General features: G+C 43.4%; 22 protein-coding genes and 1 pseudogene. 5 read left to right on the forward strand and 18 right to left on the reverse strand.

Annotated elements, in window-relative coordinates; all coding sequences use genetic code 11:
- Positions 1-81 precede the first annotated feature (81 nt).
- The 8 genes from KIT90_RS05605 to ccoN all read right to left on the reverse strand — a co-directional run bounded on the left by KIT90_RS05605 (position 82) and on the right by ccoN (position 7,102).
- A complete protein-coding gene (locus tag KIT90_RS05605) occupies positions 82-759 on the reverse strand; it encodes a sulfite exporter TauE/SafE family protein (RefSeq protein WP_020197416.1) in 678 nt (225 codons plus the stop codon).
- Positions 760-768: 9 nt separating this feature from the next.
- Positions 769-933 (reverse strand): cbb3-type cytochrome oxidase assembly protein CcoS, encoded by a 165-nt coding sequence (ccoS, locus tag KIT90_RS05610; protein ID WP_005429857.1) that lies wholly within the window; start codon positions 931-933, stop codon positions 769-771.
- A gap of 14 nt (positions 934-947) precedes the next feature.
- Complete coding sequence (locus KIT90_RS05615; RefSeq protein WP_285375798.1) at positions 948-3,311, reverse strand: heavy metal translocating P-type ATPase metal-binding domain-containing protein; 2,364 nt, start codon at positions 3,309-3,311, stop codon at positions 948-950.
- Positions 3,312-3,315: 4 nt separating this feature from the next.
- The gene (locus KIT90_RS05620; protein WP_009706107.1) at positions 3,316-3,792 is read right to left on the reverse strand and encodes a FixH family protein; all 477 of its coding nucleotides are present in this window, start codon (positions 3,790-3,792) and stop codon (positions 3,316-3,318) included.
- A gap of 89 nt (positions 3,793-3,881) precedes the next feature.
- Positions 3,882-4,856, reverse strand: coding sequence for a cytochrome-c oxidase, cbb3-type subunit III (gene ccoP / locus KIT90_RS05625; RefSeq protein WP_005441609.1), 975 nt, complete (start codon positions 4,854-4,856; stop codon positions 3,882-3,884).
- Positions 4,856-5,032 (reverse strand): CcoQ/FixQ family Cbb3-type cytochrome c oxidase assembly chaperone, encoded by a 177-nt coding sequence (locus KIT90_RS05630; RefSeq protein WP_009706108.1) that lies wholly within the window; start codon positions 5,030-5,032, stop codon positions 4,856-4,858. Before KIT90_RS05630 ends, ccoP begins: the two co-directional genes overlap by 1 nt.
- A gap of 9 nt (positions 5,033-5,041) precedes the next feature.
- Entirely contained in the window at positions 5,042-5,662 is a 621-nt protein-coding gene (ccoO, locus tag KIT90_RS05635; RefSeq protein WP_005441610.1) for a cytochrome-c oxidase, cbb3-type subunit II, read from the reverse strand.
- Positions 5,663-5,674: 12 nt separating this feature from the next.
- On the reverse strand, positions 5,675-7,102 hold the full coding sequence (gene ccoN, locus KIT90_RS05640; RefSeq protein ID WP_009706109.1) for a cytochrome-c oxidase, cbb3-type subunit I: 1,428 nt from the start codon (positions 7,100-7,102) through the stop codon (positions 5,675-5,677).
- 256 nt (positions 7,103-7,358) lie between these two features.
- On the opposite strand from ccoN, the gene KIT90_RS05645 reads away from it, so the two are divergent.
- The 3 genes from KIT90_RS05645 (at position 7,359) to KIT90_RS05655 (ending at position 10,736) form a co-directional block, all read left to right on the forward strand.
- On the forward strand, positions 7,359-7,715 hold the full coding sequence (locus KIT90_RS05645) for a hypothetical protein (protein ID WP_285375802.1): 357 nt from the start codon (positions 7,359-7,361) through the stop codon (positions 7,713-7,715).
- A 113-nt stretch (positions 7,716-7,828) separates the two neighbouring features.
- Positions 7,829-9,016, forward strand: a complete 1,188-nt coding sequence (locus tag KIT90_RS05650; RefSeq protein ID WP_009706110.1) for an FIST signal transduction protein — start codon at positions 7,829-7,831, stop codon at positions 9,014-9,016.
- A complete protein-coding gene (locus KIT90_RS05655; RefSeq protein WP_285375804.1) occupies positions 9,006-10,736 on the forward strand; it encodes a response regulator in 1,731 nt (576 codons plus the stop codon). Before KIT90_RS05650 ends, KIT90_RS05655 begins: the two co-directional genes overlap by 11 nt.
- Before the next feature lie 168 nt (positions 10,737-10,904).
- Here the strand turns inward: KIT90_RS05655 and KIT90_RS05660 are convergent.
- The 5 genes and pseudogenes from KIT90_RS05660 to matP all read right to left on the reverse strand — a co-directional run.
- A pseudogene (locus KIT90_RS05660) lies at positions 10,905-11,084 on the reverse strand (DUF3693 domain-containing protein); the annotation flags it as partial.
- Between the two features lie 474 nt (positions 11,085-11,558).
- The gene (locus tag KIT90_RS05665) at positions 11,559-12,773 is read right to left on the reverse strand and encodes an HDOD domain-containing protein (RefSeq protein WP_285375805.1); all 1,215 of its coding nucleotides are present in this window, start codon (positions 12,771-12,773) and stop codon (positions 11,559-11,561) included.
- Positions 12,774-12,903: 130 nt separating this feature from the next.
- A complete protein-coding gene (locus KIT90_RS05670) occupies positions 12,904-13,227 on the reverse strand; it encodes a hypothetical protein (RefSeq protein ID WP_285375807.1) in 324 nt (107 codons plus the stop codon).
- A 115-nt stretch (positions 13,228-13,342) separates the two neighbouring features.
- On the reverse strand, positions 13,343-13,654 hold the full coding sequence (locus KIT90_RS05675) for a DUF3634 family protein (RefSeq protein WP_285375808.1): 312 nt from the start codon (positions 13,652-13,654) through the stop codon (positions 13,343-13,345).
- 10 nt (positions 13,655-13,664) lie between these two features.
- The gene (gene matP, locus KIT90_RS05680; RefSeq protein ID WP_005440054.1) at positions 13,665-14,114 is read right to left on the reverse strand and encodes a macrodomain Ter protein MatP; all 450 of its coding nucleotides are present in this window, start codon (positions 14,112-14,114) and stop codon (positions 13,665-13,667) included.
- A 211-nt stretch (positions 14,115-14,325) separates the two neighbouring features.
- Between matP and KIT90_RS05685 the strand changes: the two genes are divergently transcribed.
- Together KIT90_RS05685 and fabA are read left to right on the forward strand one after the other, a co-directional pair.
- Positions 14,326-15,966 carry a Lon protease family protein gene (locus KIT90_RS05685; RefSeq protein ID WP_285375809.1) on the forward strand — a complete coding sequence of 547 codons (1,641 nt, stop codon included), beginning with the start codon at positions 14,326-14,328 and terminating at the stop codon, positions 15,964-15,966.
- Between the two features lie 70 nt (positions 15,967-16,036).
- Positions 16,037-16,552: a bifunctional 3-hydroxydecanoyl-ACP dehydratase/trans-2-decenoyl-ACP isomerase gene (gene fabA, locus KIT90_RS05690; RefSeq protein WP_005440057.1), complete on the forward strand. Its 516-nt coding sequence runs from the start codon at positions 16,037-16,039 to the stop codon at positions 16,550-16,552.
- Between the two features lie 135 nt (positions 16,553-16,687).
- On the opposite strand, the gene rmf is transcribed toward fabA, so the two are convergent.
- The 5 genes from rmf to rlmKL form a co-directional block, all read right to left on the reverse strand.
- Entirely contained in the window at positions 16,688-16,861 is a 174-nt protein-coding gene (gene rmf, locus KIT90_RS05695; protein WP_005532367.1) for a ribosome modulation factor, read from the reverse strand.
- A 171-nt stretch (positions 16,862-17,032) separates the two neighbouring features.
- A complete protein-coding gene (locus KIT90_RS05700) occupies positions 17,033-18,802 on the reverse strand; it encodes a DUF3466 family protein (RefSeq protein WP_285375811.1) in 1,770 nt (589 codons plus the stop codon).
- Positions 18,803-18,809: 7 nt separating this feature from the next.
- Positions 18,810-20,729, reverse strand: coding sequence for an ABC transporter ATP-binding protein (locus KIT90_RS05705; RefSeq protein WP_285375812.1), 1,920 nt, complete (start codon positions 20,727-20,729; stop codon positions 18,810-18,812).
- The gene (locus KIT90_RS05710; protein ID WP_012128011.1) at positions 20,707-20,958 is read right to left on the reverse strand and encodes a glutaredoxin family protein; all 252 of its coding nucleotides are present in this window, start codon (positions 20,956-20,958) and stop codon (positions 20,707-20,709) included. The genes KIT90_RS05705 and KIT90_RS05710 overlap by 23 nt, the downstream gene beginning before the upstream one ends.
- Positions 20,959-20,976: 18 nt before the next feature.
- Complete coding sequence (gene rlmKL, locus KIT90_RS05715; protein WP_285375813.1) at positions 20,977-23,100, reverse strand: bifunctional 23S rRNA (guanine(2069)-N(7))-methyltransferase RlmK/23S rRNA (guanine(2445)-N(2))-methyltransferase RlmL; 2,124 nt, start codon at positions 23,098-23,100, stop codon at positions 20,977-20,979.
- Positions 23,101-23,391 lie beyond the last annotated feature (291 nt).

Raw genomic sequence — 23,391 nt, forward strand, 5'->3', positions numbered from 1 at the left:
TCACTATTTGATATACATCAATATTTTATCACTGCTTACTTCTAAAGGGTAGCAAAAAAATTATCGAAAACGACTTTCATATTATATGAAACCAAGCATTCGCATAGCTCCGGCGGCAGTATACACGCCATAAGTTATGAGGATTAATGCTGAGATGTTTCTAAATATTAACGACTTTTGCAGTTTCTGAAAATGAGTGGCACCGTATCCGATCGCGAGCATCGAGGGCAGAGTACCCAAACCAAATGCCAACATGATTAATCCACCGTTCAATGCGCTCCCTGAAACAGCAGACCATGTGAGTGCTGAGTAAACTAAGCCACATGGTAACCATCCCCAAATGAAACCAAATGGGAACGCATGCGTCGGATGTTTTAGCGGCAACAGGCGCTTGCCTGCAGGAGAGATAAACTTCCAGATATACTGACCTGCTTTTTCAACCACAAGCAGTCCTTGCCACCATTTGGCAATGTAGAGCGCAACTAAGATCATGAAAATTGCAGCGACAAATCGAAGCCAAGCGAGAGATTGGGTTAAACCGCTCAATTCTGAAAGGCCTGATATAGCACCACCAACAATAGCGCCAATCAAAGCGTAGCTGGAAAGCCTGCCAAAGTTATAGAACAGAGGAATAGAAGAAGATGGTTTGTTGTTCGGTGCGCCCATGGAGAGTAACGAGGCGATACCGCCACACATTCCCATACAATGACCGGCCCCAACGAGACCGATCATGAACGCGCCAATAAAATCTGGGCTCATAGAGTAACGCTATTGTTTTTTGTTATTTGGTTTTTCGTCTTCATCAAGAAGAATGTTGTGACCTTGTCGCTCTAGATCTTCGAACTGATCACTACGAACGGCCCAAAGGAAGATGGCAACGGCGACACAGACCAATACAATGGCGATAGGGATTAATATGTAAAGACTTTCCATGTTTGATCTCTCACTTACTTCTCTTTAAGCAATCGCAACGAATTGGATACAACAATAATAGAGCTTGCTGACATACCCACTACAGCAACGTACGGAGCGACCAAGCCTGCAACTGCCAGTGGCAAAATTAGCAGGTTGTAGCCCAAAGACCAAGCCAAGTTTTCTCTGATTATTTTTCTTGTACGTATTGCAAGCAATCTAGCCTCTAAAAGCTTCTCTAAGTTGTCACCAAGCAGCGTCATATCTGCAGAAGCTTTAGCGACATCCGTACCACCGCCCATCGCCACGGATAGATGAGCTCCAGCTAGAGTCGGTGCATCATTGATACCGTCACCAACCATCATGGTGATGTCGTATTTATCTAGCCCTTTAAGATACGCGAGTTTGTCTTCTGGTTTTGCCGATGCGATCACATGGTCAATACCCATTTCAATCGCAACAGGCTGCGCATTTTGAAGTGAGTCGCCTGTCAACAAGGTTGTTTTGATACCGGCGTCTGCAAAGCGTTGAATGAACGCTTTACTCTCTTTACGAATAGGGTCGCGGTAATAGAAGGTTGCAACGTGCTCTTCGGCTACAGAAAGATATACAGCGTTACTCTCATCTCGGTTTTCACCAACTACGAAGGTGGCACTACCAATTTTTACCGTCTTGTTGTTCCATACGCCTTGAATACCAGAACCAATGATATTTTGAACATCGCTCACGGTAACGTCTTCTTGACCAAACCCTGAGAATGCGCGAGCAATCGGGTGGTTTGCGTGTGCTTCAAGTGCCGATGCAATCGCAAGTGCTTCAGTTTTATTGAAGCCAGAGAGGGTTTGGCTTTGACTAATTTCTATGTCGCCTTTGGTCAAGGTACCTGTCTTATCCACGACAAGATGATTAATCTTACATAGCGTTTCGAATACATGACCTTTACGCAGTAAAATACCAAAGTTGCCCATACGAGAAGTAGCACAAGTTAGCGCGGTTGGGGTTGCCAAAGATAGGGCACATGGGCAAGTGGCTACCAAGACAGACAGCATAATCCAGAACGCATCATCAGGTTTAGTCTGATGCCAGTAGAACCAAGTACCTGCGGAAATGATCAAAATTGCGCCTACGAAGTAACGCGCCACGACGTCAGCGATTTCAGCGATCTTAGGCTTGGAATGCTGGGCTTCGTCTTGAAGACGAACAATGTTAGAAATCATCGAGTCTGCTTTCGAGTTCGTCACTTCTAACTCAAACGACTCCTCACCATTTAGTGTGCCAGCGTAAACCGCATCTCCGGCTTTCTTAACCACGTGAACAGACTCACCGGTAAGCATCGACTCGTCGATATGGATACGGCCAGAAATCACTTTGCCATCAGCAGGAATGTGCTCGCCAGGAAGAACACGGATACGATCGCCTATCTTCAACGTTTTCACTGGGATTTGTTCACCATCTAACGTTGTAGCAATCGCAGGGATGAGCTTAAGAAGGTTACCACTCGCTGCCGCTGCTTTACGACGAGCTCGCATTTCTAAGAATCGGCCAACCAACAAGAAGAAGGTAAACATCGAGATAGATTCAAAGAAAACTTCGCCTTGTTCAGTCACTGTTGCAACTAAGCTCGCCACATAAGCGAAGACCAATGCAATAGAGACTGGAACATCCATCCCAAGGGTTCGGCCTCTAATGCTTCGCCATGCATTGAGATAAAAAGGAAGCGCGGAATAGAGGAGCACAGGGGTTGCAAAAATTAAGCTAACCCAGCGGAAGTAGTTTTTAAACTCGGGCTCTAGGTCGCCAAAGACTTCCAAATACAATGCTACTGCGAGCATCATAACTTGCATGGTTGCAAGACCTGCAATACCCAAACGATAGAGGTACTGCTTCATCGTATGGTGGTAAGCTGCTTCTTGTTTATCTGCTTCAAAAGGGGCGGCTTTGTAACCGAGTTTATGAATGACCGACAGCAGTTCACTAAGTCGAACTTGAGTTTTATCCCAAGCGAGTAGAGCACGGTTAGTCGTGGTGTTTACACGAATGGAGACTAGGCCTTTAACACCCGACACTTGTTTTTCAATCAACCAAGCACAAGCGGCGCATGAGACGCCCTCTAACGAGAGCGTGACTTCAGAAGTGTTCTCATGGTTGCGAACAAATTCTGACTGAACGTCCTCGTTGTCATAATGGATAAGGGCTTGGAGTTGCTCAGGGACTAGATCCGCCTTTTCTGCTGGTGCAGTACGGTATTGGTAATAGGAGACAAGACCACTATCGACAATAGTCTGAGCCACGGTTTCGCAGCCCGGACAACACATGTCGCGAATTTCACCCAATATTTCTACTTTGAAATCCGTGTTGGCTGGTACATCTTCACCACAGTGATAACAGGATTTACACATAGACTTATTTCATCAAAGTTGTTGGTTGTGCTGGGAACTCGACTCGACCTTGAATCATCCATTCTTTGTTATGTGGTTCAAGTTCGACAAACCAAGGGCCTTGAATGGAGCTTTCAGGCGTTAAACGGTAATTACCAGTCGCATCCGCCGTAAGAAGCTTAGTAAAGTCACGATCTGGTAGAGTACGGTGCGTGAATGTAGCGGTTAGTGCAGGGAAGTGTGGCAATTCTCCTTTGTTGAAGGAGATAACCACTGTGTTGTCATCTGACGAAACGGTAGCGTTAAGACCAAGGTCTCGAGCGACATTCATTTTACTGATGTCGATGTTGATACCTTTGCCTTTTTTATAGTAATCCTCGGCGACCAAAGAAACAGAGTTGTTGGCGAATACGACCACTGTAACGATTGTCCATACCACAACAGTTAAAGGCAGGATGATCAGGAACCACGGCCAAAATTGTTTATACCAAGGCTTTACCATAAAAAAGTTCTCAACAGCTAAATGAAAAAATGTAAGGCTTTAAATTTAAAGGAAAGACAGCCCCTATGAAAGGGGCTGTTATTGAAATGTTACTTATTGTCAGAGTTGCTTAAACTCCAGACGTATGCCGCGACAAGTTGAACTTTGTCTTCGCCTAGAATGTCCTTCCAAGCTGGCATCACACCAGAGCGACCGTTCATAACTGTTTCTGTTACTGCAGCGCGTGAATCGCCGAATAACCAGTCTTGGTCAGTTAGGTCAGGTGCGCCCACAGCAGGGTTACCTTTACCGTCAGTGCCGTGACAAGCTGCACACACGACAAAGCGAGCTTTACCAGCTTCTGCCTCACGTGCATTCACCTTACGACCAGACAGGCTTAGCGTGTAGCTTACAACTTCTTGAACACCTTGTTCGCCAAGTGCATCTTTCCACGCTGGCATCTGACCGATACGGCCTTGCATGATAGTAGTCACGATAGCCGCTGGCTCACCGCCATATAACCATGCGTCGTCAGTTAGGTTAGGGAAACCTGTCTGACCACGAGCATCAGAACCGTGACATTGCGAACAGTTCTGTAGGAACAAACGCTGACCAACTTTAATCGCTTCAGGGTCTTGCGCAATCTCAGGGATAGGGCGTAGACCATCTGCGTTGTGAGCAAGTGCGCGGAATGCTTCACCGAAGTAAGCATCAGCATCATCAAGCTCTTTAGCGTATTGGTTAAGTTGTTTGTTTTCTTGTGCTCGTGCGATGGCTTCTTTTGATTCTTCCAACGTACGTACGGTTTGATCTGAACTCTGCCAGTTAAGGACACCTTTAAAGCTGCCTAGACCTGGAAATAAGGTCAGATATACAGCTGCAAACACAAATGTGCTCACAAATAAGTATGTCCACCATTTAGGTAGAGGGTTGTTAAGCTCGCGAATACCATCGTACTCGTGGCCCATGTCTTCCCCTTCCTCGACGCCCATTTTATCTTTTGCGCACCAAGTAAGGAGAATCGCACAGCCTACCAGCGTACCGACAGTAATCACGATAATCCAGAGACTCCAGAATGTAGTCATTACTTCTTCACTCCTTGGTTATTTGGGGTCGTTTTTTGCTCTTCGTCGGCAAACACCAAGTTAGCATCTTCCTCGAAGCGTGCTTTGCGCTTCTTACCAAATGCCCACCAAACGATGCCAATAAAACTCGCGAAGAGTACAACGGTATAAATACTATGAATTGTACCGAAATCCATGTGACCCCCTTACTTCATTGCATGACCAAGAGACTGAAGGTAAGCGATGATTGCATCCATCTCTGTTTTACCTTCTACTTCTTTAGCCGCATTCGCGATTTGTTCATCCGTGTACGGAACACCAAACTGGTTGCGGAAGATTTCTAGTTTCTTCTGCGTTAGTTTGCCGTCTAGTACGTTCTCTTCAAGCCAAGGGAAACCAGGCATGTTTGATTCAGGTACTAGCTCACGTGGATCAATAAGGTGAACACGATGCCATTCGTCAGAGTAACGTCCGCCTACACGAGCCAAATCTGGACCAGTACGCTTAGAACCCCATAGGAATGGGTGTTCCCAAACGCTTTCCCCAGCAACAGAGTAGTGGCCGTAGCGCTCTGTTTCAGAGCGGAAAGGACGAATCATCTGACTGTGACAAACGTTACAACCTTCACGGATGTAGATGTCACGACCTTCCATTTCCAGAGGAGTATAAGCACGTAGGTTTTCTACAGGCTCCGTCGTTTGCTTCTGGAAAATCAGAGGAGTGATTTCTACAAGCGCACCCCAACTGATTGCAAAGACGATGAAAATTGCCAACAAACCGACATTACGTTCTAGGATTTCGTGGCGATTATTCGAATTATTACTCATTCTTTAATCTCCTTATGCCGGTTGAGGGATAGCTTTTAGGCTTTCTTTAGGTGCAGTTACCGTCTTGTACGTGTTGTATGCCATTAAGAACATACCGAATAGGAAGATGAAACCACCTAGGAAACGTACGAAGTAGAACGGGTAAGATGCTTCTACAGATTCAACAAAGCTGTAAGTTAGTGTGCCGTCAGAGTTAACTGCGCGCCACATTAGGCCTTGCATTACACCAGAGATCCACATTGCTACGATGTAAAGAACAGTACCAATAGTCGCCAACCAGAAGTGAACGTTGATTAGACTTACAGAGTACATGCGCTCTTGACCAAATAGACGTGGAACAAGGTGGTACACAGAACCAATTGAAACCATTGCAACCCAACCTAATGCACCGGAGTGAACGTGACCAATGGTCCAGTCTGTGTAGTGCGATAGCGCGTTTACAGTTTTGATTGACATCATTGGACCTTCGAAAGTAGACATACCGTAGAAAGACAATGAAACAATTAGGAAACGCAGGATAGGGTCGTAGCGAAGCTTATGCCATGCGCCAGACAGCGTCATAATACCGTTGATCATACCACCCCAAGACGGAGCGAATAGAACCAAAGACATCACCATACCTAGAGACTGAGTCCAGTCTGGTAGTGCTGTGTAATGCAGGTGGTGAGGGCCAGCCCAAATGTATAGAGAGATCAGTGCCCAAAAGTGAACGATAGATAAACGGTAAGAGTAAACAGGACGTTCAGCTTGTTTAGGGACAAAGTAGTACATCATACCTAGGAAACCAGCGGTCAGTAGGAAACCTACCGCATTGTGTCCATACCACCATTGAACCATCGCATCCACTGCACCAGAGTAAATCGAGTAAGATTTACCAAGTGACACAGGGATAGCCATGCTGTTCACGATGTGAAGTACTGCTACTGTGAGGATAAAGGCACCGAAGAACCAGTTAGCCACGTAGATGTGAGAGGTATTACGTTTGACCAATGTTCCGAAGAACACGACCGCGTATGACACCCATACAATCGCGATTGCGATATCGATTGGCCATTCTAGCTCAGCATATTCCTTACCAGAGGTTAAACCTAGAGGTAGGGTGATTGCTGCGGCTAAGATGATTGCTTGCCAACCCCAAAAGGTGAAGGCAACGAGTGGGCCACCAAAAAGACGAGTTTGACAGGTGCGCTGAACAACATAATAAGATGTCGCGAACAGGGCACTGGTACCAAACGCAAAAATTACCGCATTAGTATGCAATGGACGTAAACGACTGTACGTCAACCACGGCGTATCAAAGTTTAGCTGTGGCCAAACTAACTGAGCGGCAATCAAAACACCAACAGCCATACCAACTATGCCCCATAAAATGGTCACAAGGGTAAATTGGCGAACGACTGTATAGTTGTAGTTTTGTTCAAGCTGCTTTACTTGGCTCATTTGCATGCTTCCAATTTCTAATTAACTACACTTTACTTCCAACACGACTTGCGTCGTAACACCACCCAAGTAAGCTCTAGAATTCAAGTGTTATCATCACTTTATTTCCATTGCTGACTTTAATAAAAAGTGGCATTTTCAGCGTGACACTATACTTGAATTAACAATTCAATGACAGAGTAGTAACCTTACAAGGCCTCTGGAAATCATTTTTTATTTAAAAAGTTTGAAGTTTGTAACAAGGATATTAGGAATTATGGCTGCACAAAAGTTAACAAAGGCAAGACTTGCACAAATCTTAATCATGCTCAGTCTTTTAATCGGTGCCTTTTTCTGGCGCACCTTTACTTATGAGCAAGATAGAGAGGTCGATTGTTCACAAAAACAGCGATGTGATGTAACAATTGGGGTAGCAAAGATCACTATAAACAAGGCTTCAGAAGGATTTTCGATTGAAAGCTCGGAAACTGATAGTGTAAAAATTGATCTAAATCAATCTGGCAATTTTATTAACTTAGATGATAAATATAATGAGATTGATTGGAGCGCTATTTCTGAGACAAAAGCAATTAATCTCAAAATAAACGAAAATATTGTCCGAGTTCATTTATAAATCAGATCTGACGCGAGATAATTGTATCTTCTTTGTGCAATTAATACTTTCTTGCCTAGCGCTTAATTTTCGCAATGGTATAACAGTAAAGTGATAAACAATAATAAAACCGTATGCAGTGCCAATCATTATTTACTCATATTACTGATGAATGTTTAGCAATAGAGAAATTTCGCTCTGAGTTGAGTCCGGACAACTTGTCCCATCTCATCTGTTATTACACAGAGGAGTATGATTTCAGAAAAATCCAAAACGCGTTCGTTGAACTCTTTCCTGAGGTAACCGTCCACGGAGCTAGCTCGTGTCAAGCTATCATGACCAATCATGGGTACCATCAAGGGCCTGTTATTGCAGTACTTGCGATTTATGATTCCGGTCAACACGCGTATGGGACGGGCATTGCAACCTATGGGGATAATATAGAAACAAGCGTTGATGACGCACTTAATATGGCGCTTCTTCATGCGAATCGAGTAGGTGAAGTACCGAATCTTATCCTTCTTCACGCAACCCCAGGAAATGAAGAATCAATTATTGAATGTATCGATGAACGCTTTGGCACTTTGGTTCCCATTATTGGCGGTTCGTCAGCCGACAATAATGTTAAAGGGAATTGGTCTGTAATCACTTCACAAGGATACGAGCAAAACGGCGTAAGTCTGACACTATTTTATTCATCCCAACCAGTTGATATCGCTTTTAGCGCAGGGCACTCACCAACAGGCATCACTGGCATCGCAACAAAAACGAAAGGGCGCTGCCTTTTAGAAATAGACAACCAACCCGCATTAGATGTCTACCGTAAGTGGACCAATCACCAAGAAACGCAATCCGATGAAGAAAGCTTCCTATTTACAAACTCTAGTGCTTACCCTCTGGGGCGCATTGCAGGGCACCTTTACGAACGGCCTTACTACAAGCTGTCTCACCCAATAAGAGAAACAGAGCAGGGTGGTATCGAGCTTTTCACAAATATTGAAGAAGGTGAAGTGTTAACCCTCATGCAAGGAAGTCGCCAGCACCTCGTGGCTAGAGCGGCGAGAGTAGTGAACGCGGCTTTTAATCAAAAGTTAGAAGAGTCTCGAAAAATAGGGGTGATCAATATCTTTTGTGCCGGTCCTATGCTGCACTTAAAGCAGGATATTAATAGTGTTTGTGAACAAATTAACCAGGAATTAGAGAACCTACCTTTTATTTGCCCGTTTACTTTTGGTGAGCAAGGAAGATTTATAGGTGGCGAAAATGGACATGGAAACTTGATGATATCTTCAGCAATTTTCCATAAACCTTATGAAAGATAAATATTTAGAGATATACCAACAAGAAGCGTTACAAGAGGCACTTGTCGAGCTAAAAGAAGCGAGGCAAAGAGAGAAATTACTAGCAGACGAGAACAAAGCAATCTTATCTGCAATTTCCGCAATGAGTGAAGCCAGAAACCGACATGAGATTTTTTCAGGGCTGAACAATGTTCTGAAAAAGTATATTGATTTTGATGACTTTATCGTAATCACACGTGACAGCCATCGCCAAAGTTTCAAGACTCTTTTATCAACCAATAGTGTATTTGATAGGGTAAATTGGTTACAAGGTAACGCAACAGAGCGAGCGCTTAATGGCGAGTGTATTTTGCTGTTCGAACCTATGCGTTTAAAGGAGTTTGAGAGCCTAAACTCCTTTATAAAAAGTCAGGTAAGTTCCATGCTTTTAACTGGCATTAGGTCTGAAGTAACGCAAACGATCATCATACTTGTCGGCGCTCAAAAAGGGCATTTCAGTATCGAAAACAAAGAGACGCTCCGACGTTTCAGACCTTTGATTGAAAGGGCTGTTATCGATATTGAAACTAAAGAAAAGTTACAACGTATCGTAGAAGTCCGCACCTCGCAACTTGCAAAAGCAAGAGAAGAAGCGGAAAGAGCAAACCAATCTAAGTCCGAGTTCCTGGCCATGATGAGCCATGAGATTCGAACTCCATTAAACTCAGTTTTAGGTATGCTCGATATATTGAGACAATCGACTCTAACCGAAGACCAATCAGAAGTTCTTAATCAGATGGAGCGCTCAGCTGATCTGCTTCTCGCAATCATTAGCGATATTCTCGACTTGTCAAAAATAGAGTCGGGTAGCTTTCATTTGAATGAACAGTGGACTGATTTAAGTGACGCCGTAACCCTTGTTATTTCTCAACAAAAACAAGTGGCTACAGCTAAGAATTTGAGTTTTGAGTTCGATTGTAACCTTGATAAAAACAAGCAATATTGGATTGATTCAACACGCTTGTCTCAAATTCTCTTTAACTTGATTGGCAACGCAAGCAAATTTACTGACTTTGGTGGCATCGATATCTCTGTGATTGAAAAAGATAGCGAGCTTGTCATTTCTGTTGCTGATACCGGCATCGGGATTCCAAAAGCTAAGGTTGGCCATCTTTTCACGGCTTTTCATCAAGGCGACAGTTCAATAACACGAAGGTTTGGTGGTACTGGTTTGGGGCTCGCTATAACCAAACATCTGGTTGAGATGATGCGCGGAACAATCAGCGTAAAAAGTGAAGAGAACGTTGGCTCACACTTTAAAATCAAAATTCCCGTGTTAACCAGGAATAATCAAGAAAGACCCGTAAAGATAGAGCAAAATCATCCATCAAAAGCGATGAATCTTCTTGTCGTTGAAGACACAGAATCAAACCAACTAGTGATTAAACTTATCTTAAACAAGCTTGGGCATAACGTTTTTATCGCCGGTAATGGTGCAGAAGCATTAACGTTTTTGGAAGAACAAAGACAAAGTATCGATATCATTTTAATGGACGTCTCAATGCCAGTAATGGATGGGATAACTGCAACAAGGTTGATCAGACAAAAAGGAATCAGCACACCAATCATTGCTTTGACCGCGCATGCGCTTGAGAGTGACAAAACCACATGTATGAAAGCTGGCATGGACGGCTTTGTTTCGAAGCCAGTTCGAAGACAAGATATCTATGAAGCAATCCAATCACTAGTAGAACTCGCGTAGCGCATTAATATAGATCTTAACAATCGTAAGATTATTAAGATCTATATTAAGTATTTTATGGTAAATCACCATTATGTTTAATGACACCTACAAAAAGCGCTGTATTTTAAAATCTGAGAGGGATAGGAGACCAAACTAGAGAAGAATTGGCGTACGTGGATATATCATTTAACATAACACATATAATGCGCACTGAATTGAGGATCCCACTGGGCTTGAAAACGCTACTGCAAATCCTGCACAAGCCATTGAAATTCCTGCCAATCCAAGCCCGTTATACTTTTTTGCTATGTTTTCCCACATACCACGAATCGCTGGGTTCTCGTTGCGATCAACGTGACAGCTAACAGCTCTGTTTCTGTTTTGTGTTTCACTAAATCTAATTTACCAATTGTTCTAGTTCTTCGTTAATTGTTCTTATGCTGACCTTGCACTAGTTTGTTTAGCCAACTTATTCTCTATCTGTTCTTTTGGTAGTTATTGGGTTGCATCGGTGATGTTTGAAGATGCACTTTATTTTTCACGTCCTATATTGTGTCACTCACGTCAGTAAAAGATTTCAAGATTCTGGAAACGCTTTGGGAATCCATCGCCTTAGAAACATGCTTTCAAGATTAGATAAGTAGCTCCGTCATAATTTTAAAACTTGGCGTTAGTTCTTCTAATATTGCTCATTTCTTTAAGTGACATTGTCACTAAGGGTTTGGTCATTTTTAAAAACCAACGAACTCGGATTTATAATCTGTGGGTTTCTCTTTTTCAGGTAATAAAAAAGCGACCAAACGTGGTCGCTTCAAATATACATGTGACGTCGTAACTCTTTTACATCAAAAGAGTCATCTTTCCAGGGGCACTCATTCTAATGGATGATAACGCTTCTCCAGATATTTGAACGTTAGCAAACCAAAATGGTTTGTGCTTTTCCGCAAACACTTCACTTCTTGATAAGTTATCGTAGATTGCATATGCCCTAGCCTGTGCCAAGGCTGCACCATATACGCTGCGTTCTAAGACCGGTTTCTTTTCTATGTCCTCTAGAATTGCGACTTTAATGTGTTCTACATTTTTCGGCCAGTTGAAGCTTTCCACAAGTCGTTTCGTCACCAGCGCTTCCATATCGACAATGACTTTAGGCAAGAACGCTGAATTGGGTCGGACATCAGCACACGCGTAGTACTCATCTTTCCTGTTAGTCTTTCTGTAATTCAGCATGACTTCAATGAGTGCATCTTCAAACGTGTCGGTAAAATGGTTAATGAGCACGATACTGCCGAGACTTCGAAGCGTTCCGATTAAAACTCCGCAATCGGGGTCAGGAACATCAGTTTCATTCAATCGCATCTTGGTGATGTTGGCGGTTAAAACCAATTGTTGCCAAAACTTCGGAGTAAGAACCTTAGTATTATTATCTGACCACCTCATCATTGAACGCGCCATCAAGACTGGGAATAACTTGCGGCAATTCTCAACTCCTATGCGACCGATCGCAATTCGAACATCTGAGTTGTTCTTTGCCGAGCTGCCTCGTTCACGTAGCCTCGAGTTTTCAATGAGATCAGCGATTGTTGAACTTAACTGATGACTACTGTTGGCTAAATCAGTCAGTTTTTGCAGGCTCAGAGATGGCGCATAGGCAAATGATGCGAATTGTTCGAATGCTGTTAGATTGCTAGATAATTTATCAATAGGTAGAGCTTCTAGCTTTTTCACTAACATTCGCTCGGCAACTTTAGATACGTCATTGATTACCGTTTGCAGTGTTTTCTGTCTATCTTCAACAACCTGCCGCTTTTCTTTGACTCGCTCTTGTTCACACATAAGAAGTATTCTTTGGTTACGTGTAACTCGGTCTTCCTCACTGAAGATGACGTCGTCGCAATAGCGTCCTTGTAAACTGAGAAGCTTGTCCACCTGTGACTGGTCCACTTGGTGGTTCATGCTTGCTAGCCATTTTGCATGCCTAAGTTCTACTTCTTTCGATACTTTGGCAGCGATGTCCATTGCTTCTTGTGTGTAATTTTTTTGTGTGAGCAACAAACTGATATTCCTAACGTTGTTTTATTTTCCTGTCGGCAAGTTTATCTATAAAGCCACATGCAGTAAACGAAATGTGACATTAATTCCAGTTATAAATAATTCGAACTTATCGAAATGTAATTAGTAAATACTAATCCCCCGTTGTTATGTGTAATCGTATGTACTTTTCAGAGAATTTATAGCGATAACGTTTTCCAATTTTCACATTTGACTTAGCGAACTGGCATACGCGTTTATCGCCACTTCCGTTTACTTTTTTGATCTTGGCGCTCTTGCCTTTGTGCTCCATTTCAATCATCAAGTCACAATAACCGTAGTAACCATCAAACTTTCTGTTGGTTTTCTTTTGAAGTTCTACTTTGATTTTGTTCGCTACGGGATTGGTCTGTGAGTCGTCAGCTTTAGCAACAGATATACTAAATAATACAAGCAAAAACGTGACAGTGTATCGCATAGAGTTACCTTTTAATTCGTCAAAGCTAAAACTCTAACTCACTGACTTAGTTAATATAAAAACGGGGCGCAATTAATGCGCCCCGTTTAACATGAACAAGTAACTGATAGTATGCTTAAGCTCGTTTTTTGCCTTTAGTCGACTTAAAACCTTGGTGAGGGAATACGTTTCTAATACGCTGTTGGACTTTCTTAGGGACCTCTTTAGAGAAAGTTAACCGCATACCAGTACGTTGATTGTAGACTTTCATCTCACCATCAAAGGGATCATGCTCAGTGATGTCTTGCAGGTTGTGTTTAAAAGAAGGTGGAATATGACCTTTCACGTTAGATATGTGCCCTTTCTCGAATTTAACCTTTAAGACGGGTCTATCTACAGCGATAAGCCAAAAAATGACAACAGCAGCAATCAATATTACATAAAGCATTTGATACTCCTTAGCTGGACAACAATTTACTCAAATCTTCTTTCAAAGATGATACCTTCATACTTGCTTTCTCACTTCGTGAAGCTTCCGATAAAAGGTATTCGATGGCGTCTGATAATGTACAACCTAACTCATTGGCTCGGTTTGAGAGCTTTTCCCACACTCGGTAATCAAGATCAATTGATTTCTTTTTCGTGTGTACTTGCTCAGCATTAAAGTGACGTTTGCGCTTTGCACGAATTGCCTGTTTGAGCTTATTATCAAGCTCTTCTGACATGTGATTTTCTATCCAAGTTAGCACTTGTGTTGGCTCATGCTCTAATTTTCGTAGTTCGGCAATAGCAGCATCAGCTTCACTCGTATCAATGTATCGAGTGATGGCTTCACCATCTTTCCATTTTTTGATGAGGTACTTCCATTTCCAACCACATTCTAAATTCTCAAGCTGCTGATATTTCATCCTTCCGACCCTTAATGCGCATATGGTGACAGCGTAACCCAGATGCACGAATTCAGCAATTAAAACTCATAAAAGTATCGATGTTGATCACTCATTTGTCGAAGGTTTAATCAACTGAATTTGCAGAATTTTTGGATAGGTCAAATTGTTACTAGGGAGTTGATCATCGTTTCGCTATAATGCGCACAAGACTAAATTACGATGAATTTGAATGAACCAAGTTAACTGGCAAGATGTCACCCCCTCTTTTGAGCAGTACGAAGAAATTCTGAGCAACGCTCCTTCACTCCCGCTAAAGTCATTTATTGATTTACAACCAAGACTGGAAGCGACCGTCCGTCGATTCGTCAATGTGAGAGGCCTAACTCGCATACTGCTAGTTAACTGCACGGATAACTCGGTTTATCGCGGATTTATCCGTGATGCTTTGCAAGTGACAACAGATACTCCTGTCGTTGTTACAGAATCGCTGGACGCAAAAGAGCTGTTCGATCGTTATAGCGTCAATCTAGATGGGCAAACAACATTTGAATCAGGTTTAATCGCCAAAGCACATGGTGGTTACCTTATTGTTCCAGCAAACTTAGTTTTGGCGAATGCCGCTCGATGGCCAAGTATTAAAGCAGCCATTCAAGGGGGAAGCTTTGCACCGGCCAATTTGACACCTAATCGTATCGCGTCTTCTCCGCTTGGCAGCCAAAAGTACGATGTAAAGCTTGTTATAACGGGTGATCGCAATCAGTTAGCGGAAATTGAGTACATTGACGAAGACTTCTCGGCTGGAATTACCATGTATACCGAGGTTGAAGAAGATATCCATCTTTCCGAAGAAAGCCTGCATAGTTATATCGGTCTAGTGAATTGGGTATGTCAACGCTATCAATATCCAACCTTGAGTTCTCAGGCGTTTAGAAGGCTTATTCTCGCTGGTATGCGTTACACCGAAGATCAACACTATTTACCACTCGGAGTAATGTGGCACAGCCAATTGTTGGCTCTTGCTAGTCAGTATTCAAATGCTTCTGTGATCGAATTCGATGATATTGATAAGGCAATTGACGACAAATATTATCGTGAATCGTACCTACCACAACGCGCAGTAGACGATATCCTTGATGGGCAAGTGATCATTGAAACAACTGGCGAACAAGTCGGTCAAATTAATGGCCTCACTGTCATTGATATGGCTGGACACCCTGTCTCTTATGGTGAGCCTGCACGTATTTCCTGTGTTATTCACTTCGGTGATGGTGATATTTCAGATGTTGAGCGTAAAGCAGAGCTTGGTGGCAACCTGCATGCTAAGGGTATGATGATTATGCAAGCGTTTGTGAGTTCTGCTCTGAACCTAGATGAACCTCTACCTTACTCTGCATCGATCGTATTCGAACAATCATACAGTGAAGTCGACGGAGACAGTGCCTCGTTAGCAGAGCTTTGTTGTTTGGTGAGTGCCCTATCTGAATCTCCGGTCAACCAGCAGATCGCTGTTACTGGCGCGGTAGACCAATTTGGTCGCGTACAGGCCGTTGGCGGTTTGAACGAGAAGATTGAAGGCTTTTACCAAGTATGTAAACACCAAGGCTTTACAGGTGAGCAAGGCGTAATTATGCCTAAATCCAACCTAAAACATCTCGCTTTACATAAAGATGTCATAAATAGCATTAAAAATGGTGAGTTCCATATTTGGTCAGTTTCTACTGTTGATGAGGCGATTCCTATTCTGATGTCTAAACCGTTCCGTGGTGAAGACGATAGCATCATCGGTAAAATTGCTGAACGTATTGAAAACTTTGAAAGACATGAGCATCCAGTCGGAATTGTGGAGCGCATCAAAAACTGGTTTGTCTAGTACTGATCGGAGTTGTTTAGCGTACACGTGTTCACTAAGATGCAGCTATCAAAAATTGGAGTAATTGATAATGCAAAACAAACGTGATTCTTACAACCGTGACGATCTTCTAGCTTCTAGCCAAGGTGAACTATGGCCGCAAGGCCCTCAGCTACCAGCACCAAACATGTTGATGATGGACCGCATCACAAAAATGTCTGAGACTGAAGGTGATTTCGGTAAAGGTTTGATCCTAGCAGAATTGGACATTACTCCAGACCTTTGGTTCTTCGACTGTCATTTCCCTGGCGACCCAGTAATGCCTGGCTGTCTTGGCCTTGATGCAATGTGGCAGCTTGTTGGTTTCTTCCTAGGCTGGGTCGGCGGTAAAGGCAAAGGCCGTGCTCTTGGGGTTGGCGAAGTGAAATTTACTGGTCAGATCCTACCAACAGCGAAAAAAGTGACATATGAGATCCACATGAAGCGTGTTGTTAACCGTAAATTAGTAATGGGTCTAGCTGATGGTCGTGTCTGTGTAGATGGCAAAGAAATCTACGTAGCAAAAGATCTGAAAGTAGGCTTGTTCCAAGACACTTCAAGCTTCTAGTCTCCTACTCTGAATTATTTAAGAAGGCTCCTTTAAGGGGCCTTTTCTTTATCTAGATACCTATACTCTTATCTACCAAACGCAGAAAAGGCTCTTAACGAGCCCTTTCAAATCCTTATGTTTGTATGTGGAGAGTTATTTGTAGAGACCAGATTGTTTTTCATCTCTGGCATCACGCCAACCACCTAACCAATATGACCGAGCGTCAATTTGTTGATATGGGCAAGCCTCCTGAGACCTTCCATTCAACCCAGCTTTATAGCCTTGAGATTGAGCTCGTTCTAGGCGATCACGCTTTTGTCTCTTCATAGTTAATTCCTCATACAGGTCCATTTACAAACGTACTACTGTTACTGTGAAACTTTGATGGAGTTTTTATGACTCCACTTATAAGAATCGATCAAATTGCGCATTTTCTCAAGGCATAAAAAAAGCAGAGGTTCATTTCTGTGAGCCTCTGCTTGATTTAAAAATTACTGACTATTTTCTACGGAACCCGAACAAGCCAAGCATGGTCAAAGCCAACCAACCAAGGCCAGCACCTTCGCGCTCAGAAGCCTCGTCCTCGATACTTCTCTGTTGGATATCTGCCGAAGTAGCACCGGCAATAGGCATCAACTTAACAGCAACGATCTTTTCAGTACCATCACAAGACGCGTTATGGTCGGTACTCTTATATCCGCCTTCACACTTCATTGCAGTTGCTGAAATAACGCCAGCGTCGTTAATATCTGTCGCATCTATAATTCTGTATTCGTTATTCTTTTCAGAAATAGCCTGAGCAGTAGAGTCGCCGTCATTTGAACCATTAGTCAAATTGTCTAAGAGCCAAGCCTTTCCTTCGAATAGTGATTTTGCGCGTTCACTTTCTTGACCATTTAGAGCGTATGGATATATGAAGCCGCGTTTTCTACGAGGCTTACCTTCGTATTCACGTGAACTCTCGGCATCAATTTGACCAACAATTTCATTGTATTTGTTTATACCGCCCATTTTTCCGCCAGAACCGTAGAAGAAAATACCAGTGTTAGGGTAAAAAGCCTTAAGCGAATCAGCTCGGATGTCTTCTACAATAAACAAACGGTTTGGTAATGCACCTGAGGTGACAATTCTTCTTTTAGCTTCACCGATAGCTACATAATTTTCATTCACATCAGTAAGTCGAGAGTTTGAATGTACGGTCTCTTCACCATCACCTTCATCTTCACGCTGCCTAGCTCCAGCTACAGCCTTACTAGTCCAAGATACCTCTTCCAAGGATCCTGCGGTGTTTGTTTTTCCGACAAAAACACTAGCATTCAAATAGTTATTGTCTGAATATGTATTATAGCCTACACCATAAATTGTCAGACCATCGACTACTAAATCTCGCATACTGCCTTGTGCTAGGCGATCACCATCCTCAGCCTGATCGGTTCTCCATGGGACCTCTGACACTAATGAAGAGCTATCCCATATGGCAGCTTTAGATGTATGATGAGTGCCATTGTCGTTTGTATACTTTCTAGATATGCTTCCAACAGTATAATTTCCGTCAGTATTCCATGCACGGCTCTCTACAACTTCAGCTTGTCCGTCTTCAGTAACAATGTTTGGTTTGGTGGGAGCAACCACACGATTTCGTGTTTCTAATTGTGAAGGGTTTTCCTCACTAACAACGCTTTGATTACCTATAGGCTTCAGATCGTGAGTCAATGAATTGATCACATTATTATATTGATTGTCGTATGCCTCATCTGCTTCTTCGACGAAAGCCTTAGCGTTAGAAGTGAAATCTTTATAAAACTTTTCTGCTTGCCATGGTTTCCAGTTCAATGCTGCCCAAGAGTCACACGTAGAATAGCCGAGAGCATCATAACAATATGTTTTAAAATCGTCATCATCCCCCGCGTCAGACGTATTTTCTACTGTATAGAAGCGAGCATCACTAGCAAATGGTACCTCTTCCCGGTAACTTACGCCATCCACAGCTTGTCCCGCAGAAATAGGTGACGTTCGAGTTTCTAGAGCAAGCTTGAATGTCTCAGGTTGACATCCGGCATCAGAGTCGAAGCATCCCAGAGCATAAGGAGCGCCTGTTGTTGGGTCGGTTTCTACGTCGCCTTGCTGAATAGCTACCCCATAAACTGTTTCATCAACCACGTTCTCAGGAGAAACTTCAATAACTTGATACAATGCTGCATTAGCATTCATTGCCGTACCAACCATCATCGCGACGGCGGTTAATTTGAATTTGTTACTACAATTCATTGAATTCTTAACTGTCCTGTTGCATTGCTTCGAGTTCTTCCCATCTCTCGAATGCGATTTCCAACTCCTGCTCTACTGCAGCGAGCTGTTCCAATACCGGTTGAGTCTGTTCTACAGATTTAGTGAAGAACTCTGGGTCATTCACTTGTTCTTGTAGCGTCTCAATATCCGACTCTAATTGTTCTAGTTTAGCTGGAAGAGCCTCTAATTCTCTTTGCAGCTTATACGATAACTTCTTCGAATTGTTCTTAGGTTGCGTAGTTTTGGGAGTTTCCTCAACCACTTTCTCTTTCTTCGTTGCTTTTTCAACCTGACCGCGTGAAGCAAGAACTTGATCACGCTGCTGTTTAGCATCGTGATAACCACCAACGAACTCTTCAATTACGCCGTTACCTTCAAAAATCCAGCTGGTTGTTACTGTGTTGTCTACGAACTCACGGTCGTGACTCACTAACAGTAACGTACCCTGATAATTGGCAAGCATTTCTTCTAAAAGTTCCAACGTTTCGATGTCCAAATCGTTGGTTGGTTCGTCAAGAATAAGCAAGTTGTTAGGTTTCAATAAGATACGCGCTAGCAAAAGACGGTTTTTTTCACCACCTGATAACGCTTTTACTGGCGTACGGGCACGTTTTGGTGCGAACAAGAAATCTTGCAGGTAGCTCAATGCATGACGCTGACGGCCACCCACCATCACTTCTTGCTTACCATCCGCTAAGTTATCGATAACCGTCTTTTCAGGATCGAGGATTTCACGATACTGGTCGAAGTAAGCTACTTCTAGCTTTGTGCCGCAATGTAGACGACCACCTTGTGTCTCTAACTGGCCTAGTAACAATTTGAGAACCGTACTTTTACCACAGCCGTTAGGGCCAATCAGGGCGATTCGGTCACCACGCATGATGTTGAAGCTGAAGTCATCCACGATCTTTTTGCCTTCAAAAGCAAAAGAGACGTTCTCTGCTTCAAAGACGATCTTGCCTGAACGCGATGCATCGTCGATGTTAAGGTTAACTTTACCTTGCACTTCACGACGGTCACGACGTTCTTCACGAAGCTTCTTAAGAGCGCGAACACGACCTTCATTACGGGTACGACGCGCTTTAATCCCCTGACGAATCCACACTTCTTCTTGAGCTAACTTTTTGTCGAACTCAGCATTTTGCATTTCTTCAACACGAAGCATCTCTTCTTTGTCATTCAGGTACTGATCGTAATTACCAGGGAAAGACGCCAATTGACCACGATCTAAGTCAACGATGCGTGTGGCCATCGATTTGATGAACGTACGGTCGTGAGAAATAAAGATGATCGAGCCTTTGAAGTCTTTTAAGAAGTTCTCTAACCACTCGATGGTTGTTACATCAAGGTGGTTAGTCGGCTCATCAAGAAGCAATACATCAGGGTCACAAACAAGTGCACGAGCCAGAGCTGCTTTGCGTTGCCAACCTCCAGATAAGTCCGTCAGTTTGGTTTCCGGGCTTAACTTTAAAGCGCCCAGAACGTTCTTGACACGGTCATCAAAGCGCCAAGCATTTAGATGATCCAACTGCTCTTGAATCTTAGCAAGACGATTAATGTTCTTTTCACTTGGGTCCTGAGCCACAAGATCGAGAAGATCATGGTAGATCTTCAGCTGTTCGCCGATTTCAGCTAAACCACCAGATACGTATTCGTAAACCGTACCCTCTTGATTGCGTGGTGGATCTTGTTCAAGTCGAGAAACAACTACGTCTTGAGTGATTTGAATCTTGCCATCGTCCAACAAAATGTCGCCGGCAAGCACTTTCATTAACGTGGACTTACCTGCACCGTTACGACCAACTAAACAAACGCGTTCGTTTTCTTGAAGAGCGAACTCCGCTTTATCTAGCAGTGGGTGGTCACCAAATGCAAGTTGCGCGTTATGAATGGTAAGTAATGCCATTATTATCCAACCAATGTGTGAGTTGTTCTAAGTCAAACGGCCAGTTCAACTCAGAATCTTGATATTTTAATACGGGAATCGTGACGCCGTAACGAGAAAAAAGAACATCGTCGAACGCAATGTCGACGATGTGAGTTTGTTCGGCGAGGCCAATCTGACCAACGAGATCAAACGCCATCTCACAGAGATGGCATCCTTCAGTGCTGTAAAGTGTTAGCACGTTCAACATCCTTTTACTGTTCCGTCCCTATTCTGCGTGAGTAACCAGCCAGCAGTTGTGAATCTGTTTGTTACGAGAGAAATCCAATGGCAGAGTTTGAGAAGAAATGTTCTGCGCTTTCAAACCCAGTTCTGCAAGCCCTGCTTCGTCCATCTTGAAGTGACGTTTGTTGTTCGAGAAAACAATCGTACCGCCAGCACGCAACAGGCGCTTAAGGTTTGTCATTAGCTTAATGTGGTCGCGTTGCACGTCGAACGATGTTTCCATGCGTTTAGAGTTAGAGAACGTCGGTGGATCAATAAAGATAAGATCGTATTCACCTTTTGCGTTCTCAAGCCACTGTAGACAGTCAGCTTGCTCAAAACGATGCTGGCGACCAACACAGCCATTTAGCTGCATGTTGTCTTTAGCCCAGTTCAAGTACGTGTTAGACATGTCTACCGTAGTTGTAGAACGAGCACCACCAACGGCTGCGTGTACTGTCGCACTACCAGTGTAAGCAAACAAGTTAAGGAAATCTTTACCTTGTGCCATTTCGCCAAGGCGACGACGAGTGATCTTATGATCCAAGAACAAGCCAGTGTCTAGGTAATCGTGAAGGTTTACGATCAGCTTCACGCCGTACTCGTTCACTTCAAGTGTCTCTGAAACTTGCCCCAGTTTTTGGTACTGACTGCGGCCTTTCTGCTTCTCACGAACTTTCAGTACAACTTTGTTCGCTTCTACGCCTGTTACTTGAATCGTTGCACGGATGATGTCCGTTAGACGGCGTTTGGCTTTTTCTTCAGGGATGTTCTTAGGTGCTGCGTATTCTTGAATCACGATTTGATCGCCGTAAACGTCGATCGCTACGTTGTATTCTGGAAGGTCCGCATCGTAGATACGGTAACAATCTAGTTTCTCTTTACGAGCCCATTTACCGATCTTACCAATGTTTTTCTTCAAACGGTTTGAGAAGTCAGGTGCGATCTGAACGCTAGTATCCGCGCCTTTCACTTCGTCAGCGCTACGCTCTGCAATACTATAGTTCTTTTGGTGACACGGTAACGCACCATTATTCAATTTAAACTGTTTGTCCGCACGCATACGAAGACAGCTTAGTAGCTCGTCTGAACTAGAGAAGATAGACGCTTTACAACCGCCAAACTCTGCTTTTAGCTGGCCACCAAATGCTGTGTATAGGGCAATCAGACCAGGCTCAGTACCAAGACGCTCACCATAAGGCGGGTTAGAAACGATAACGCCGGCTTCGAAACCAGCTGGACGAGTAATAGTTGCTGCATCACCTTGTGCAAATGTAATCAGCTCTTCAACGCCAGCTCTACGAGCGTTGTCTTGTGCAACCTTCAGTACTTTCGGGTCGTTATCGAAGCCGAAAAACCTAGCGTCAACTTTTTTGACACCGCGTCGAGCCTGTACATTTGCCTCTGATTTAATCTCTGCCCAAAGCTCTGGTTCAAAGTCTTCTAGTGCTTCAAAGCCCCACTGTTTACGCTTAACGCCAGGTGCCATGTTCGCTGCCATCATTGCCGCTTCAATCAGCAACGTACCAGAACCACACATTGGATCTAGAAGTGGTTGAGAACCATTCCAGCCACAACGCATTACGATAGCTGCTGCTAGTGTTTCACGCAGCGGAGCTCGACCAGATTCTGGACGGTAGCCACGTTGATGAAGACCACTACCCACCATGTCCACACCAAGAATTGCTTTATCTTTGTGTAGACGGACGTGAACGCGGATATCGGGACGCTCTTTGCTGATATTTGGACGAGGAAGCCCTTTCTTCTCAAAGCAGTCTACGATGCCATCTTTTACTTTCATTGCACCATATTGGCTGTTGCGAATTTCGCGGTTAGTACCGTTGAAGTCAACCACAAAGCGCTTTGAGCTATGGAATTGGTTTACCCAGTTGATTGCAGACGTTGACAGGTAAAGGTCCATGTCGTCGTTACAGGTAAACTCCGATAAAACACGTACAAATCGAGACGCCAAGCGGCTCCACAAACAGCAACGGTAAATCTGTTCATTCGTTGCTTTAAATTTTACGCCTGCCTGTACTGGTTTGGCGTTTTCAATGCCTAGTTTAGTCAGTTCTTCAACAAGCAAGTTTTCCATGCCATTTGAAGTTACCGCGAGATATTGATTCATAGTGTTCTTTCGTCGATAAAAAATGGCTTTGATTATACCTGACTTTACGATCAATGCCTCGTTTTTAAAGGCTTTTTCGATTTGTTAGCGCAATCCATCACCAACCCATCCTGCTGAAAGTCAAAACACAACGTCTCTCATCAAGAAATACGTCTCTTTTTCACTACCTAATAAGAACAAGCCCTCTAGAAGAAGTGAATACTTATTTACTGCAAATTTGGTCTATACCAAACTCACTCTAAGTGTGTAATTTACTTACAAAATGAATATATAGGGGAATAAAAGGTGAAA

Source organism: Vibrio sp. B172a, from assembly GCF_030248355.1.
Taxonomy (GTDB): Bacteria; Pseudomonadota; Gammaproteobacteria; order Enterobacterales; family Vibrionaceae; genus Vibrio; species Vibrio owensii.